The 14,866-nt window shown below is 69.8% G+C and carries 17 protein-coding genes; 3 read left to right on the top strand and 14 right to left on the bottom strand.

From position 1 onward, the window contains the following. Positions 1-31: 31 nt before the first annotated feature. Complete coding sequence (locus IEZ09_RS11185; RefSeq protein WP_370467694.1) at positions 32-625, bottom strand: sigma-70 family RNA polymerase sigma factor; 594 nt, start codon at positions 623-625, stop codon at positions 32-34. A gap of 192 nt (positions 626-817) precedes the next feature. Between IEZ09_RS11185 and IEZ09_RS11180 the strand changes: the two genes are divergently transcribed. Both IEZ09_RS11180 and IEZ09_RS11175 read left to right on the top strand, forming a co-directional pair. Further along, on the top strand, positions 818-2,293 hold the full coding sequence (locus IEZ09_RS11180; RefSeq protein WP_189253566.1) for an AMP-binding protein: 1,476 nt from the start codon (positions 818-820) through the stop codon (positions 2,291-2,293). A 3-nt stretch (positions 2,294-2,296) separates the two neighbouring features. Then, positions 2,297-2,533, top strand: coding sequence for a glutaredoxin family protein (locus IEZ09_RS11175; protein WP_189253565.1), 237 nt, complete (start codon positions 2,297-2,299; stop codon positions 2,531-2,533). Here the strand turns inward: IEZ09_RS11175 and IEZ09_RS11170 are convergent. Next, the gene (locus tag IEZ09_RS11170) at positions 2,530-3,180 is read right to left on the bottom strand and encodes an ArsR/SmtB family transcription factor (RefSeq protein WP_189253564.1); all 651 of its coding nucleotides are present in this window, start codon (positions 3,178-3,180) and stop codon (positions 2,530-2,532) included. The genes IEZ09_RS11175 and IEZ09_RS11170 overlap by 4 nt on opposite strands. A 65-nt stretch (positions 3,181-3,245) precedes the next feature. On the opposite strand from IEZ09_RS11170, the gene IEZ09_RS11165 reads away from it, so the two are divergent. Beyond that, the gene (locus IEZ09_RS11165; protein WP_189253563.1) at positions 3,246-4,514 is read left to right on the top strand and encodes an isocitrate lyase/PEP mutase family protein; all 1,269 of its coding nucleotides are present in this window, start codon (positions 3,246-3,248) and stop codon (positions 4,512-4,514) included. Here IEZ09_RS11165 and IEZ09_RS11160 read toward each other — a convergent pair. From IEZ09_RS11160 to IEZ09_RS11105, 12 genes are all read right to left on the bottom strand, one after another. Further along, positions 4,483-5,442: a lysophospholipid acyltransferase family protein gene (locus tag IEZ09_RS11160; protein ID WP_189253562.1), complete on the bottom strand. Its 960-nt coding sequence runs from the start codon at positions 5,440-5,442 to the stop codon at positions 4,483-4,485. The genes IEZ09_RS11165 and IEZ09_RS11160 overlap by 32 nt on opposite strands. Before the next feature lie 15 nt (positions 5,443-5,457). After that, complete coding sequence (locus tag IEZ09_RS11155; protein ID WP_189253561.1) at positions 5,458-6,495, bottom strand: NAD-dependent epimerase/dehydratase family protein; 1,038 nt, start codon at positions 6,493-6,495, stop codon at positions 5,458-5,460. A 252-nt stretch (positions 6,496-6,747) separates the two neighbouring features. Beyond that, complete coding sequence (locus tag IEZ09_RS11150; protein WP_015105422.1) at positions 6,748-6,849, bottom strand: 30S ribosomal protein bS22; 102 nt, start codon at positions 6,847-6,849, stop codon at positions 6,748-6,750. A gap of 130 nt (positions 6,850-6,979) precedes the next feature. After that, positions 6,980-7,192, bottom strand: a complete 213-nt coding sequence (locus IEZ09_RS11145; RefSeq protein WP_030477960.1) for a helix-turn-helix domain-containing protein — start codon at positions 7,190-7,192, stop codon at positions 6,980-6,982. 117 nt (positions 7,193-7,309) lie between these two features. Continuing rightward, complete coding sequence (gene proC, locus IEZ09_RS11140) at positions 7,310-8,119, bottom strand: pyrroline-5-carboxylate reductase (RefSeq protein ID WP_189253560.1); 810 nt, start codon at positions 8,117-8,119, stop codon at positions 7,310-7,312. 10 nt (positions 8,120-8,129) lie between these two features. Next, positions 8,130-8,912, bottom strand: a complete 783-nt coding sequence (locus IEZ09_RS11135) for a thioesterase family protein (RefSeq protein ID WP_189253559.1) — start codon at positions 8,910-8,912, stop codon at positions 8,130-8,132. Continuing rightward, positions 8,909-9,805 (bottom strand): proline dehydrogenase family protein, encoded by an 897-nt coding sequence (locus IEZ09_RS11130; RefSeq protein ID WP_189253558.1) that lies wholly within the window; start codon positions 9,803-9,805, stop codon positions 8,909-8,911. The genes IEZ09_RS11135 and IEZ09_RS11130 overlap by 4 nt, the downstream gene beginning before the upstream one ends. Before the next feature lie 10 nt (positions 9,806-9,815). Further along, positions 9,816-10,628 carry a sugar phosphate isomerase/epimerase family protein gene (locus IEZ09_RS11125; RefSeq protein ID WP_189253557.1) on the bottom strand — a complete coding sequence of 271 codons (813 nt, stop codon included), beginning with the start codon at positions 10,626-10,628 and terminating at the stop codon, positions 9,816-9,818. Beyond that, positions 10,625-11,881 (bottom strand): Rv0497 family membrane protein, encoded by a 1,257-nt coding sequence (locus IEZ09_RS11120; RefSeq protein WP_189253556.1) that lies wholly within the window; start codon positions 11,879-11,881, stop codon positions 10,625-10,627. The genes IEZ09_RS11125 and IEZ09_RS11120 overlap by 4 nt, the downstream gene beginning before the upstream one ends. After that, a complete protein-coding gene (locus IEZ09_RS11115; RefSeq protein WP_189253555.1) occupies positions 11,881-12,861 on the bottom strand; it encodes a Ppx/GppA family phosphatase in 981 nt (326 codons plus the stop codon). Before IEZ09_RS11115 ends, IEZ09_RS11120 begins: the two co-directional genes overlap by 1 nt. A gap of 27 nt (positions 12,862-12,888) precedes the next feature. Next, positions 12,889-13,569 (bottom strand): response regulator, encoded by a 681-nt coding sequence (locus IEZ09_RS11110; protein WP_053737067.1) that lies wholly within the window; start codon positions 13,567-13,569, stop codon positions 12,889-12,891. Beyond that, positions 13,566-14,738 (bottom strand): sensor histidine kinase, encoded by a 1,173-nt coding sequence (locus IEZ09_RS11105; protein ID WP_189253554.1) that lies wholly within the window; start codon positions 14,736-14,738, stop codon positions 13,566-13,568. Before IEZ09_RS11105 ends, IEZ09_RS11110 begins: the two co-directional genes overlap by 4 nt. Positions 14,739-14,866 lie beyond the last annotated feature (128 nt).

Below are 14,866 nucleotides of genomic sequence, written 5' to 3'. Positions count from 1 at the left end.
TCTGCTTTGGGTTACGCGCCTGCGATCGTGATCACCGCAACCACGACGGGAGGATCTGCGCGAGCCGTCGGACGGCCCGGTGTTGCAATGCCTTCACGGCGCCCTCGTTGCGGTCCATGAGCTGCGCGACCTCGGACACCGACTTGCCTTCGATGAACCTCAGCACGATGCACTCGCGCTGGTCGTCACCCAACTGGGAAACGCACCGCAGCAGCTCCGCGTTGGTCGCCTCGGTCATCACTTCCTGCTCGGGACCGCTCGTCTCCTCGCGGTTGTCCTGGAGCTCGGCCGTGGTGACCTCGAGCCGGTAGCGGCTCGACTTCACGTGGTCGAACACGATGTTGCGGGCGATCGTGACGAACCAGGCACCCACGTCCCGGCCCTGGTAGCTGACCGAACCGATGCTGCGCAGCGCGCGCAGGAACGTCTCGCTGGTCACGTCCTCGGCGAACGCGCGATCTCCGCCCACCCGGAAGAGGACATAGCGGAACACCATGTCGACGTACTTGTCGTAGAGCACGCCGAACGCCTCGGTGTCACCCTCCTGGGCGGCCTTGACGAGCTGCCACGGCTCGTCGCCTGCGTCGTCGTGCTGACCTCCCGTCATGGTCCGGGTGGTCCTCATCGTGGTCGGTCGTGCCCTTGCAGTCATCGGCTGGCGGCACCTCCACAGAGTCGCCGTGGCGGCAGCATACGTGTTGTTACTCCGTAGTAGGTAGGGGCGGGGTTGCGATGTGGAGACGTACCAACCACGGCTTCGTGACGCGCGCCACGCGTGGAAGACTGCTCGAAGCGTTCAATTGTTCATGAGGAGGCCATGTTGACTTCCGCTCGCAATGTCGCAGATCTGGTCCGTGCTTCGGCACAGCGGGGGCCGAGCCACGTCGCACTGGTCGACGTCGCGAGCGGTGTGAGCCTCACGTGGGAAACCATCGACGGTGCGGTCGACGCTTTCGCCCGCCGTTTGGCCGATTCCGGTCTCGAACCCGGCGACCGAGTGGCGGTACGCCTCCCCACGAGCCCCGAGTTCGCGGTCGCCGTGTTCGGAATCCTGCGCGCGGGCGGCGTCGTCGTGCCCACCGGCCCCGGCAACCCGCCGCGCGAGCTCCAGCGCATCCTGGCCGACTCCGGCGCCGCGTTCCTCGTGGGCGACGGCGAGGGCTCCGACGCCACCGTTCTGGACGTTCCGGACGTGCGCGCCACCGCCGAGCCCTTCGAGGCCGTCCGCGACGGCGAGGACATCGCGGTGCTCGGCTACACCTCGGGCACGTCCGGCGTGCCGCGCGGCGCGATGCTGTCCCACCGCGCGCTGCTCGCGAACGTCTCCCAGTGCGCCTCGCTGCGCCCCGCACCCGTGACGGCGGGCGACCGGGTGCTGCTCGCGCTGCCGTTGTTCCACGTCTACGGCCTCGGTCCCGGCCTGCTGCAGGTGGCGGGCGCCGGCGCGACGGCGGTTCTGCTGGAGCGCTTCGACCCCGAGACCGCACTGGACGTGATCGAGCAGCACCGCGTGACCACGATGGTCGGCGTGCCGCCCATGTACCGGGCACTGCTGGCACACCCGATCGAGGTCCTGCGCGAGAAGCTGGCCACGGTCCGGCTCTTCACCTCCGGCGCTGCCCCGCTCCCGCCGGGCGTGATCAACGACATGCGCAACGCCATCGGCATCCCCGTCTTCGAGGGCTACGGCCTGACCGAGACCGGCCCGGTGCTGACGTCCACGCTGGTCAGCGGTGTGCCGAAGCCGGGCTCGGTGGGCAGGGCGCTGCCGGGGGTGGAGATCCGCCTGGTCGACACCGACGGCTCGGTGCTCGACATCGACGAGGACGAGCCCGGCACCGGCCTGGTCTCCGCGAAGGGCGACAACCTCTTCAGCGGCTACTGGCCAGACGGAGCCCACGGCCCGGACGCGTCCGGCTGGTTCCGCACCGGCGACGTCGGCTTCATCGACTCCGACGGCGACCTGCACCTGGTCGACCGCGCGGGCGACCTGATCATCGTGAACGGCTTCAACGTCTACCCGCACGAGGTCGAGCAGGTCATCGGCGAGATGCCGGACGTGCTGGAAGCCGCGGCCGTCGGCGTGCCGGACGAGAAGACCGGCGAGTCCGTGAAGGTCGTCGTCGTCCTGCGCGACGGCGCGTCGGTGACGGCGGAGGACGTCGTCTCGCACTGCGCCGGCCGCCTGGCGAAGTTCAAGGTGCCGACGTCGGTCGAGTTCGCCCCGGCCCTGCCCCACTCGCCGACCGGCAAGCTGGCCCGCCGCATCCTGCGCAAGCCGTTGGGAGCCTGACCGATGCACCACGTGACCGTGATGAGCCGCGAGACGTGCCACTCGTGCCACGTCGCCGAGGCCGAGATCGAGCGGATCTGCGGCGAGATGGGCGCGACCTGGTCCGTCGAGGACGTGGACGCCGATCCGGAGCTGCGGGCCGAGTACGGGGACCGGGTGCCGGTGTTCCTGGTCGACGGGGTCGAGCACGGCTACTGGAAGGTGGAGGAGGACCGCCTGCGGGCGGCCCTCGCCGACTAGATCAATCCGAGCTCGCGCCAGCCCTGCTCACCGGCGGGCGTGAGCACGACCGCGCGGGTGGTGCCGATGCGACGGATCCACCCGCGCTCGAAGAACACCTCGCACAGATGCGCCCCGGCGGCCCCCGCGAGGTGCGGGACGCGTTCCGTCCAATCCAGGCAGGCCCTGCTGACCTGCCGTTTCGACGGCTCGAACCCCAGCTCCTTCAGCCAGATCAGGCCGGAGGGAGTGATCGCCAGATCAGCGGTCACCACGCCCAGCTCCACCAGCCCGGACTTCAACGCGATCCCCAGCTTCCCTGCCAGGTGGTCGTAGCAGGTGCGCCCACGGGCCATCGCCTCCGACGCGGACACCGCCCGCAGGCCGCGCGGCTTCGAATCGGGCCCGGCGAAGGCCGTCATCGTCTCCAGCAGCTCGGCGACGTGCGGCCCCGCCAGCGCCACGTACCGGTGACGGCCCTGACGGTGCTCCACGAGCAGGCCGCCCTCGATCAGGCGGGTGAGGTGCTCGCTGGCCGTCGAAGGGGCCACGCGAGCGTGTGCGGCCAGTTCAGTGGCCGTCCAGGCCCTGCCGTCGAGCAGGGCACCGCAGAACGCCGCTCGCGTCCTGTCCGCGAGCAGCGCGGCGACCTGGGCCAGTGCCTCCATGCCAGCCATTCTGCGGCCACGACACTTCGGCCCGCGCCGAAACGTCGGCGCCCTAGCGTCGGGTCATGACCGAAGAGCTGCTGAGCCTTCCCGTCCCGCAGGTGCCCGCCGGAGATCACGGCGTGGCGTGGCTGCGAGCCAACGTCGTCCGTTTCAGCAACGGCGCCGAGCACGAACGCAGGCGCGCGCTCACGACCAAGCTCATCGAGAACGTCCGTGCCACCACGCTCGACGAACTCGCCAACGCCCTCGAACTGCCCGGCTCGCTCGACGACATCGCCGTGATCGCGCCCTGCTACCAGCCGCACGAACCGGTCACGGCCGAAGCGGACGCGGCCGTGGACCGGCTGGCCCGCCGCCACGACGAGGAGACAGCGGCACGGATCGGACTGCTCGTGCAGGCCTGGGCGGCCACTCACGCCCTCGCGGAGCACTTCCGCACCGGTGACCCCACCCCGCCCGTTCCGATCACGCGCAGGGCCGCTGAGGGCGGTGTGATCGAGGTCAGTCTCGAAGGGCACCCGTTCGGCCACGGCCCGCACGCCTGCCCCGGCCGGGAGCTCGCCACGCGGATCGCCAAGAACATGGCGTTCCTGGCCATGCACCACCAGGACGAGCCGCTGGTCCTCCCCAACGCCTGGGACTACGCGTCGGCGGCCGCACTGCACGCGGCGGGCTTCCTGGCGATCGGCACGACGAGCCTCGGTGTCGCCGCCGCACACGGCATCCCCGACGGCATGGGGCTGGCCGGCGAGCAGGCGACCGCGCTCGCCGCCCTCCTCGCCACCCTGCCCTGCCCGGTCACCGTCGATCTGGAATCGGGATTCGGCCAGGACCCGGCCGAGCTGGTCGCCCGGCTGGACGCGGCGGGCGTGAACCTGGAGGACGGCCGCCCGCACGGCCTGGCGACGCCGCAGGAGCAGGCGTTGATCATCCGCGGGGTCAAGGAACGCGCGCCCGGTGTGTTCCTGAACGCCCGCATCGACACCCACTGGCACGGCCTCGCCGTCGAGGAGACCGAGGAGCGCGCGAAGAGGTACGTGGACGCGGGCGCCGACGGGATCTTCGTGCCCGGACTGACCGAGCCGCGCGACATCGAGAAGCTCGCGAACCTGGCGCCGCTCAACGTGCTCGCCCAGCAGCGCACGCCGAAGGAGCTCGGAAACCTCGGCGTCAGGAGGATCAGCACCGGGTCGCTGCTGTTCAGGGCCGCGCTGCGGCACACCGTCGCGACCGCGGAGGCGGTGCGCGACGGTGAACCGACCGGGAAAGCCTTCAGCTACGCCGACGTGCAGGAGCTGATCAGCCGAGGAACACGTTCCTGCGCTGGGTGAGCAGGCGGTACAGCGTCTGCTGGATCGTCTCGCGGACCTGGTCGGTGAGGTTGAAGACCAGCATCGGGTCGTCCGCCGCGTTCTCGCCGAACACGTCGGTGCGGATCGGCTCGCCGAACTCGATGTACCACTTCGAGGGCAGCGGGATCGCGCCCAGCGGGCCGAGCAGCGGGAAGAACGGAGTCACGGGGAAGTACGGGAAGCCGAACAGCCGCGCCAGCGCCTTGATGTCGCCGATCATCGGGTAGATCTCCTCCGCCCCGACGATCGAGCACGGGATGATCGGCACGCCGGTCTTCAGGGCCGCCGACACGAAGCCGCCGCGGCCGAAGCGCTGCAGCTTGTAGCGGTCCTTGAACGGCTTGCCGATGCCCTTGAAGCCCTCCGGCCACACGCCGACGAGCTCGCCCGACGACAGCAGGCGCTCGGCGTCCGGGTTGCAGGCCAGGGTCTGACCGGACTTGCGGGCCAGCGCGCCCAGCAGCGGCGTCCGGAAGACCAGGTCGGCGCCGAGCATGCGCATGTGCCGCTGCGCCGGGTGCTCGGACGCGATGCCGTACGACGTCATCAGCGCGTCGAGCGGCAACGTGCCCGAGTGGTTCGCCACGATCAGCGCGCCACCGGCCATCGGGATGTTGGACAGCCCGATCGTCTCGACCCGGAACCACTTCTCGTACAACGGCTTCAGCGGCGGCATCAGCACGTTCTCGGTGAGATCGCGGTCGAACCCGAACTCGTCGATCTGGTAGTCGCCCGCGATCCGCCTGCGCGCGAACGACAGCAGGTCGGCCAGCCTGCGTTCCCAGTCCGGCGTCTCGGACTGCTGCTGCGCCGGCTCGGGGACCACCTCGACGTGGCGCGATCTGCGTGCGGCGTCGCGCTCCGGGTCGTGCAGCGGGATAACGCGTGCTCCTGCCACTGCGTTCATCTCCTCAGACAAAGATCAGCGGAAACGAGCGGCCACGGCGAGGATTCCCCGTTCCGCGGCCTCAATCGTCTCCGGGTCGATGAGCGGCTTCAGACCTCGGCCGTTCACGTAGTCGTCGAACGCCTGCTGGGTGGTCCACCGCGGCGTGAACCCGAACTCCTTCTTCAGCAGGGTGGTGTCGACCACGCGCCCCCAGTTGAGGAACCTCATCTGGTCGGGCGAGAAGTCGACGAGCCGGGCGCTCCTGAAGAAGCCGCCGACCGTGGGCACGGCCATGCTGGGCACCGGCAGGTTCAGCCTGCCCGCCCGCCGAATGGCCTGCGACAGCAGCAGCACGCCGTCGCCACCCACGTTGAACACACCTGGCAGGTCGTGCAGCGTCGCGCGTTCGAGGACAGCGAGGGCGTCCTCGGAGTGCAGCAGCTGCACACGAGCGTCGTAACCCAGGATGGTGGGCACGACCGGAAGGGCGAAGTAGCGCGTCAGCACCGTGTCGATGCGCGGGCCGATGAAGTTCGTGAAGCGCAGCGTGGTGACGTCCACGTCCGGCCTGCGGCGGCCGAACCCGCGCACGTACCCCTCGACCTCCACCGCGTCCTTGGCGTAGCCGGACGACGGCAGGTCCTTCGGGCCCATGTCCTCGGTGAACACCGCCGGGTCGCGCGAGCTGGACCCGTACACGGCGCTGGTGGACTTCACGACGAGCTTGCGCACCTTGGGCGACTTCTGGCACGCGGCCAGCAGCTGCATGGTGCCGATGACGTTCATCTCCTTCATCGCCGTGCGACCGGTGGGCCCGGCCGGGTTGGCGGTGACGGAGGCGTGGACGACCGTGTCCACGTTCGCGGTGGAGATGACCTTGGCGATCAGCGGGTTGCGGATGTCCGCCCGGACGAACTCCGCCCTGCCCATCCGCCGCAGGAGGTCACGTGGCGGCGGCTCGGTGTCCACTCCGAGCACGCGCTCGATGTCCGGGTTGGCGGCGAACCGCGCGGCGAGGTGGCCGCCGAGGAAGCGGCTGACTCCGGTGACGAGGACGACCTTGGGCGTCATGCGACTCCAAGCTGAAGGGCGTTTCGATTGGTCGATGCTACAGACCAGATGTGAAACCGGAGGGGGCCGGAACGCCGTCTTGACGCAGGTCACGCGGGCTTTACCGGCTAATCACCCGATCGGCGGCGACCGTTCCCGTGTTTCCGGCGACTCGTCTCACTGGGTGATATTCCGTGCCGACGCAACCACCGGGAAACGCAACCGCCGCCGACCCCCGAGAGGGGGCCAGCGGCGGTGAGAGCGCACACGGGCTTACTTGCCGCGCTTCCTGCGCTGGACACGGGTCTTGCGCAGCAGCTTGCGGTGCTTCTTCTTCGACATGCGCTTGCGGCGCTTCTTGATGACCGAGCCCATGCGGGTTCCTTAGCTCTAGACGTTGCTTTGACTGGCGCGCCCCAGCCTTGGCCGTGTCAAGCACGGCGCGCCGGTAAGCACGATCGGCCTACCAGTCTACCCGGAGGGGTTCGCCAGTCTTCAGCAGCCTTCAGCCAGCGTCGAAGTACGCGTTCTCGAGGTAGGCGTGCACCGCTTTCTCGGGCACCCGGAACGACTTGCCGACCCGCACCGCGGGCAGCTCACCGGAGTGCACCAGGCGGTACACGGTCATCTTCGAGACCCGCATCATCGAGGCCACTTCAGCCACGGTCAGGAACTGGACCTGAGCGAGACCTGTTCGTTCGTTCTCCTTCGCAGGCATGTATCACCGCATCCTTCGACACGTGTCGTGCCGTCGGTCTTCCCCACCGACGGTTCGACACGCACGTGCTCTCCTGAGAGTAGCGGGACTGGTGTGACTCCTGCGACGTCCGACTGGTCAGTCCTCGTGTTGCTTGCCCAGTTCGACGGAACGATCACGCGCGCTTTCGATGGCCGCCAGCAGGGCCGCTCGGACGCCGTGCTTCTCCAGCTCCCGGATCGCCATGATCGTCGTTCCCGCGGGTGACGTGACCGCCTCGCGCAGGATGACCGGGTGCGACGAGCCCTCGTTGAGCATCGTCGCGGCACCCACCGCCGACTGGATGATCAACGTCGACGCCAGGTCGCGCGGGATGCCGAGCAGGATGCCCGCGTCGATCATCGCCTCGACGAGGAAGAAGAAGTAGGCGGGTCCGGAGCCGGACAGCGCCGTCACCGCGTCCTGCTGCGACTCCGGCACGATCGCGACCTTGCCCACGGTCGACAGCAGCTCCTCGACGACCTTGAGGTGCTCGGGCGTGGCGTTGGAACCGCCGGAGACCGCGCTCATCGCCTGACCGACGACCATCGGCGTGTTCGGCATGACCCGCACGACCGGCGTGCCCTCTGGCAGCCTGCGCTCGTACAGGGAGGTCGGCAGGCCCGCGCACAGCGACACGATCAGCGTGCCGGGCTTCAGCACCGGCTTCAGCTCCGCGAGCAACGGCTCGATGTCCTGCGGCTTGACCGCGACGACCAGCACGTCCGCCTTGGCGGCCGCGCCGGCGATCGTGGTGCCTTCGATGCCGTACTGCGCCGTGAGCGAGGCCGCGCGGGCCTCGTGCTTCTCGGTGAACATCAGATCGGCGGCGGAACGGCCGCCCTGCAGAAGCCCGGACAGCAGCGCCTCACCGATCTTGCCCGCGCCGAGCACCGCGATCTTCGTCATCGGTCAAGTCTCACACAGCTGGCGTCAACGCCAACTGCCGCGCCTGGCACACCAGCCGCCCTGCCGCGTCGATCACCGTCGCGTCCTCGTCGAACCACTGCCCGTGCACGGCCTGGCAGGTGACGTGGATGCGCAGCCATCCCGGTGCGGGCCTGGCCCGCAGCAACGCCGTCAGCTGCACGGTCGGCGACCACCCGAAGCGGCCGAGGTTGAACGTCACCGGCATCGACAGGTCGCCGGCGAGCAACGCGAAGTACGGGTCGGGCTGCTCGTCGATCGGCCGCGCCCACAGCCTGAACGTCAGCGGTCCGTCCGTGCGCCGGTCGAGGAACGTCGCGCTCTCCCGGTCCACCCGCAGGTCGCACAGGCCGCCGACCTTGTAGGCGCCACCGGTCGGGAACGTCGCCAGCTCCACCGAACCGGGCGGTGGCGCCGCACCGATCGACGGCAGGTTCGCGTAGTCGGCGCGGTGCTCGGGGATCCGTCCCGTCGTCACCGACGCCTCGACGCACACCTGCCCACGCTGTTCCAGCGACACCGCGACGACCGTGGCCGTGCGCCCCGCCTTGCGGATGTCGGTCCTGATCAGCACCGGCCCGATCTCCGGAGCCCGCAGGAACTGCGCGGAGACCGCGAGCGGATCACCGTCGGCGGCCTGGGCCGCTGCCCGCGTCATCACCGCGAGCAGGAACCCGCCGTGGGGCTTGGGACCGACGGTCCACTCGGCGGGCAGGGACGCGGTGAAGGTTCCGTCACCGAGTGAACGCACCGCACTGGACTTGGTGAAGGTCATGAGCGGCTGACCAGCGAGCGCAGGAAGAAAGTCACGTTGGCAGGCCGTTCCGCAAGTCGCCGCATGAGATATCCGTACCACTGCTCGCCGTAGGGGACATAAACGCGAGTGCCGAGGCGCCGCTGCTCCTCGGGCCTGACGCCGTACAGCATCTGGTACTCGAAGTCGGTTTTGTCATACCAGCGAGCCCGCTCGCCGATGATCTCGATCAACCTCGGGTCGTGCGTGGCGAACATCGGGTACCCCTCTCCGGCGAGGAGCACGTTCACGCACCGCACGTAGTTCAGATCCACCTCGTGGGGGTCCTGGATCGCCACCTCCGGCGGCTCCGCGTAGGCCCCCTTGACCAGCCGGACCCTGCTTCCCGGCCCCGCGAGCTGCTTGCAGTCGTCGAGCGTGCGGTGCAGGTACGACTGCAGCACCGCGCCCACCCACGGCCAGGTGCGCCGCAGCTCGTGCAGGATCCGCAGCGTCGAGTCGGTGGTGGTGTGGTCCTCCATGTCGAGCGTCACGGTGGTGCCGCACTGCTCGGCCGCGGCGCAGATCCGGCTGGCATTCGTCAGGGCGAGAGACTCGTCGAGCGCCTGTCCGACCGCGGACAACTTGACGCTCACTTCCGCGTTCTGGGCCAGGCCAGCCGCGTGCAGCGCGTCGAGCAGCTCCAGGTACGCCTGCACGGTCTGCTCGGCCTGGGCCTTGTCCGTGGTGTCCTCGCCCAGGTAGTCGAGGGTCACCGGCAGGCCGAGGGTCCGCACGACCTCGACGGCGTCGGCCGTCGTCTCGCCGGCGACGAATCTTTTGACCACATCTCGGCTGATGGGCGCGTTGGCGACGAGCTGGCGGACAGTCTCGTTGCGAGACGCGGCCATGATCAACGCTCGCAGCGGGTTCACACCACGAACCCTAACCCGACTGCGGCCAGTCCAAGTGCAGCCGCGCGAACAGCAACGCCTCGGCCAGCATCTCCCGCCGAGCCGTCGGCGATCCGGCCCGCCGCGTGTTGACCTCCAGCACGACCTGCCCGTCGAACCCGCCGCGCGCCAGCATCTCGCACAGCTCCGCGCACGGCTGAGTGCCGCGGCCCGGCACCATGTGCTCGTCCTTCGGCGCACCCGACCCGTCGGCGAGGTGGATGTGCCGCAGCCCGTCGCCCATCCGCTTGGCCAGCTCCAGCGCGTCCATGTGCGCGGCCGCCGAGTGCGACAGGTCGAGCGTGTAGTTGCGGTGGCCCACGTCGGTCGGGTCGATGGACGGCTTGAACGCCGTCATCTGCACCGAACGGCCACGGCCCAGCGGGCGGCGCACGGGAAACATGTTCTCGACCGCGATCGCGATGCCGCTCTCGTCCTCCAGCGACGAGACGAGCTCGGCGAACCCGTCCGCGTACTTGCGCTGCCAGCGGAACGGCGGGTGCAGCACCACGGTCGGAGCGCCCAGGTCCCCGGCGGCGCGCACCGCCTTGCGCAGGCGTTCGGCCGGGTCCGGCGACCACACCCGCTGCGAGATCAGCAAGCACGGCGCGTGCACGGCGAGGACGGGCATGCCCGATCGGGACGACAGGCGGTCGACGGCCCGGATGTCCTGCGACACCGGGTCGGCCCACACCATCAGCTCGACGCCGTCGTAGCCCAGTTCGGAAGCGATCTCGAACGCCGCTCCGGCGGGCTGCGGGTAGACCGACGCCGTGGAAAGCCCGACCGGGATGCGGCCCGTCAACTCTTCACCAGCAGCATCGCCGCTGGTGAGACGGTGACGATGAGGCCGACGAGCACGGCCAGGACCGTGGTTTGGAGGTCGTCCGCTCGGCGGATCTTGCGAACCAGCAACACCAGACCAACGGTAACCGCAAGCGCTACCACCAGTGCGGCCGCGGGTGCGGAGCGCCACAGGAAGTTGAAGGCGAGCCACAGGGCGGCGCCGCCGAGCACGCCGACGGCGAGCTGGCCGATCATGATCAGCCATTCCTTGCCCGGCGAGCGCTGGGCCTCCTCCTCGGGCTCCTCCGCTGCCTCGTCGGCGTCGTCGAGGCCGGCGGGACCCTCGTCCTCCTCGCTCTCCTCCTCCAGGTAGTCGTCCTCGGGGCGGTAGACGGCGTACTCCTGCGAGTCGTCGTCGTCCACGTACGGGCCGGGGTGGGCCGCGGTCGACTCCATCGGAGGCATGGACAGGTCGGTCTGGAGGTCCGCCTCGTCGTCGCCGAACCACGCGTCGGGCTGGTTGTTCGGCAGCGGGTCGGGCAGCTTCGGCGGTGCGGGCGGCACGATCAGCACGGACTCGGTCTCGAGCGCGGCGATCTGGTCCACCGGCGCCTTGGCCGGGATGCGCGGGAGCTGCTCGGTCATCGCCTCGCGCGGCGGCATGCCCGGCGGGCCCGGCTTCTGGGCAGGGGTGGGCATCTGCACCGACGGCGGCACCGGCTTCGGCGGCCGGGTGATGTTCGTGCGCGACGGCGTGGGCGGCGCCGGCGGGGCACCGGCGTCCAGGCGCGAGCTGAGGACCTCGGGCCTCGGCAGGTCGGCGCGCGACGGCTGGTCTCGGACCTGCGGCACCTGGTGGGTCTGCTCGGCGGCGGCCGGCGGCGGTGTCGCGGGTGGCCCGGGTCTGCGCACCTGGGGCGGCCCTGCGGGCGGTGCCACCGGCGGTTTCGGCTGGTAGGCCGTGCGCTCGGCGGGAGGAGGTGGTGGCGGTGGCGCGACGGGCGGCTTGGCGACGGGCGGGGCCGGCGGTTCGGGGGCCGCGCGACGACCGGACGGGGCGTCGTCGTCGCGGATCGCCATCAGCCGGCCGCTGTCGGACAGGACCCGCTCGATGATCGTCTGGGGCGCGGTCTCCGGCTGCTGGACCTCGTCGTCGTCATCAGCCGCCCGGCGGCGTCGCCGACGTGGCGCACCCTCTGAGCTGCCGCCGTACTGGGCGAGCAGCTCAGCGACAGTGCGCTGCGTCTGGTCCGATCCGCTCTCTCGACTCATCAACTCCACCGTGCCCCGGTCTGGCCAGTCCGTCCAGTATCGCTCTGGTCCGTCCCATCAGTGTGGTCCAGCCGTCGGAGGATGACACCCTCCCGGAGGGCCCAGGGGCAAATCTCCAGCTGCGTGAGTGACAGGGCTCGCATCGTTGCCTCCGCGACCAGGGCGCCCGCCACGAGCTGGTGCGCACGCGACGTGCTCACACCTTCCAGCTCGGCGAGGTCACTGGCCGACATCCGGGAAATGAACGCGATCAGCTGCCGCAGGCCGGCGTCGGTGAGCACACGACGCGCCCTGGGCCCGGCAGACGATGGCGCGGCCCCGGTGAGCCGCGCCAGCGTTCGGAAGGTTTTTGAGGTCGCAACCACCCGATCGGGTTCGCCCGCGCGTTTCAGCTTCCGCGCCACCGGCGCCAGCTGCTCGGCCAGCCACTCGGTGGTCTCGCGGACCTCCGAACGGCGGGGCGGGTCCTTCCTGAACCGGGTTCTCGTCAACCGGCCCGCGCCCAGCGGCACGGAGAAGGCCATGTCGGGGTTCTCGTCGCGACCGACAGCAAGCTCCAGCGAACCGCCGCCGATGTCGAGGCACAGCAGCTTGCCCGCGGACCAGCCGTACCAGCGGCGGACCGCGAGGAAGGTGTAGCGGGCCTCGTCCTCGCCGGACAGGACCTGGAGATCGACCCCGGTCTCACCCCGCACCCGGTCGAGCACCTCCGCGGAGTTGCCCGCCTCGCGCACCGCCGAGGTCGCGAACGCCATCAGATCCTCGCAGCCGGACTTGCGAGCGGACGCCTTCGCGCCCGCCACAGCTCGAACCAGCTGATCAGCGCCCGCCTTGGTGAGCAGCCCCTTGGAATCGAGCTGCTCGGCCAGGCGCAGGATCGTCTTCTCGGACGTCATCGGAATCGGGTGGGCACCACGATGCGCGTCCACCACGAGGAGGTGGACGGTGTTGGAACCCACGTCGAGAACGCCCAGGCGCACGCCGGAAACGGTACCTGGTCGTGTCCGTCAGGACTCGAACTTGTAACCGAGACCCCTCACCGTCACCAGGTGACGTGGTGCCGACGGGTCCGGTTCGATCTTCGACCGCAGCCGCTTGACGTGCACGTCCAGGGTTTTCGTGTCACCGACGTAGTCGGCACCCCACACGCGGTCGATCAGCTGACCCCTGGTGAGCACGCGGCCGACGTTGCGCAGCAGGTACTCGAGGAGGTCGAACTCCTTGAGCGGCAGGCTGATGTCCTGGCCGCCGACGGTGACGACGTGGCGTTCCACGTCCATCCGCACCGGACCGGCCTCGAGGATCTGCGGGAGCAGGTCCTCGGACTCGCCGCCGCGGCGCAGCACCGCGCGGATGCGGGCGATGAGCTCGCGCGCCGAGTACGGCTTGGTGACGTAGTCGTCCGCGCCGAGCTCCAGGCCCACGACCTTGTCGATCTCGCTGTCGCGCGCGGTCACCATGATCACCGGCACGGCGGAGCGCTGCCGCAGCTGCTTGCAGACGTCGGTGCCGCTCATGCCGGGCAGCATGAGGTCGAGCAGCACGATGTCGGCACCGTTGCGGTCGAACTCCTCGAGCGCCTCCTGGCCGGTGGCCGCGAGCGCCGCGGTGAACCCTTCCTTGCGCAGCAGGAAGGCGAGCGGATCGGCGAAGGACTCCTCGTCCTCCACGATGAGCACCCTGGTCACAGCTCTCCTCCAGTGTCACCCGCGCCGGTGGGGACGAGGGTCGGGTTGGGTTCGGTCGCCGCGGCGGGAATCCGCAGCGTGAAGGTGGACCCCGTTCCTGGCAGGCTCCACAGCTTCACCTCGCCGCCGTGGTTGGCGGCGACGTGCTTGACGATCGCGAGCCCGAGGCCGGTGCCTCCGGTCGCCCGCGATCGAGCCTTGTCCACGCGGTAGAACCGCTCGAAGACGCGTTGCTGCTGGTCCTCGGCGATGCCGATGCCGCGGTCGGTCACGGCGATCTCGACGTGCCCGTCCACCAGCCGCCTGCTGACGGAGACGGGACTGCCGGGCGGCGAGTACGCGACAGCGTTGTCCAGCAGGTTCGTCAGCGCCGTGACCAGCAACGACCGGTCTCCCGGCACGACGAACCCGCTCGGCTCGTCGGTGGTGATCGTGATGTTGACCGACTCGGCGGCGAGCTTGGCCCGCGACAGCGCCTCGTTGATCACGACGTCGATCTCGGTGTCGGACAGCTCCGGCAGCTTCTCCGCACCCTGCAGGCGGGACAGCGCGATCAGCTCGGTGACGAGCGTGCCGAGGCGGGTCGCCTCCTGCATGATCTTCGCGCTGAAGCGGCGGACCTCCTCCTGGTCGTCGCTCGCGTCCAGCACGGCCTCCGCCAGCAGCGCCAGGGCGCCGACCGGGGTCTTGAGCTCGTGGCTCACGTTGGCCACGAAGTCGCGTCGCGTCTTCTCCAGCCGCACGGCCTCGGACTCGTCGGTGGCGTCGACGACGATGAAGTCCTCGATGAGCTGCCTGACCTCGGCGTGGACGGCCTCCGGCTGACGCCCGCCGCGTTGCGTTTCGAGCGGCGAGAGGTCGACGTAGACGACCTCGTTGCTGTTGCGGACGGCTTCCGCGGCCTTGCGCGCCCGGTCGTCGATGCGGTTGTTGCGGACGACCCCGAGCTCCTCGGCCCGCGGGTTGTGCAGCACCACGTCGCCGAAGGTGTTCAGCACGACGATGCCGTCGTGGGAGTCCTGGACGATCCGCTGGATCAGATCGCCGACCGTGAGTCCGTCCGGCTTCCGCGGGTGCCTCGGAGCGGTGAACCTGCCGACGAAGAATGCGGCGATCACGCCGATGAGCGCGAGGCCGATCGACACAGCGAGGTAACCCGTTGTGGTCACGAAGCGAATGGTAAGCAGCTCAGAGGTGTCTTGGCCTAGTACGACAGCGTGAACCGTGATACCCGCGACACCTCAGTGGACGGTTGTTCCGTCGCTGGTCAGCCGTCGTTCACCCAGTCGTGATGCTT

This window comes from Lentzea flava, assembly GCF_014648475.1.
GTDB lineage: Bacteria > Actinomycetota > Actinomycetes > Mycobacteriales > Pseudonocardiaceae > Lentzea > Lentzea flava.
Note: the sequence above shows the minus strand (reverse complement) of the source record. Positions and strands in the feature narration are given on the sequence as shown.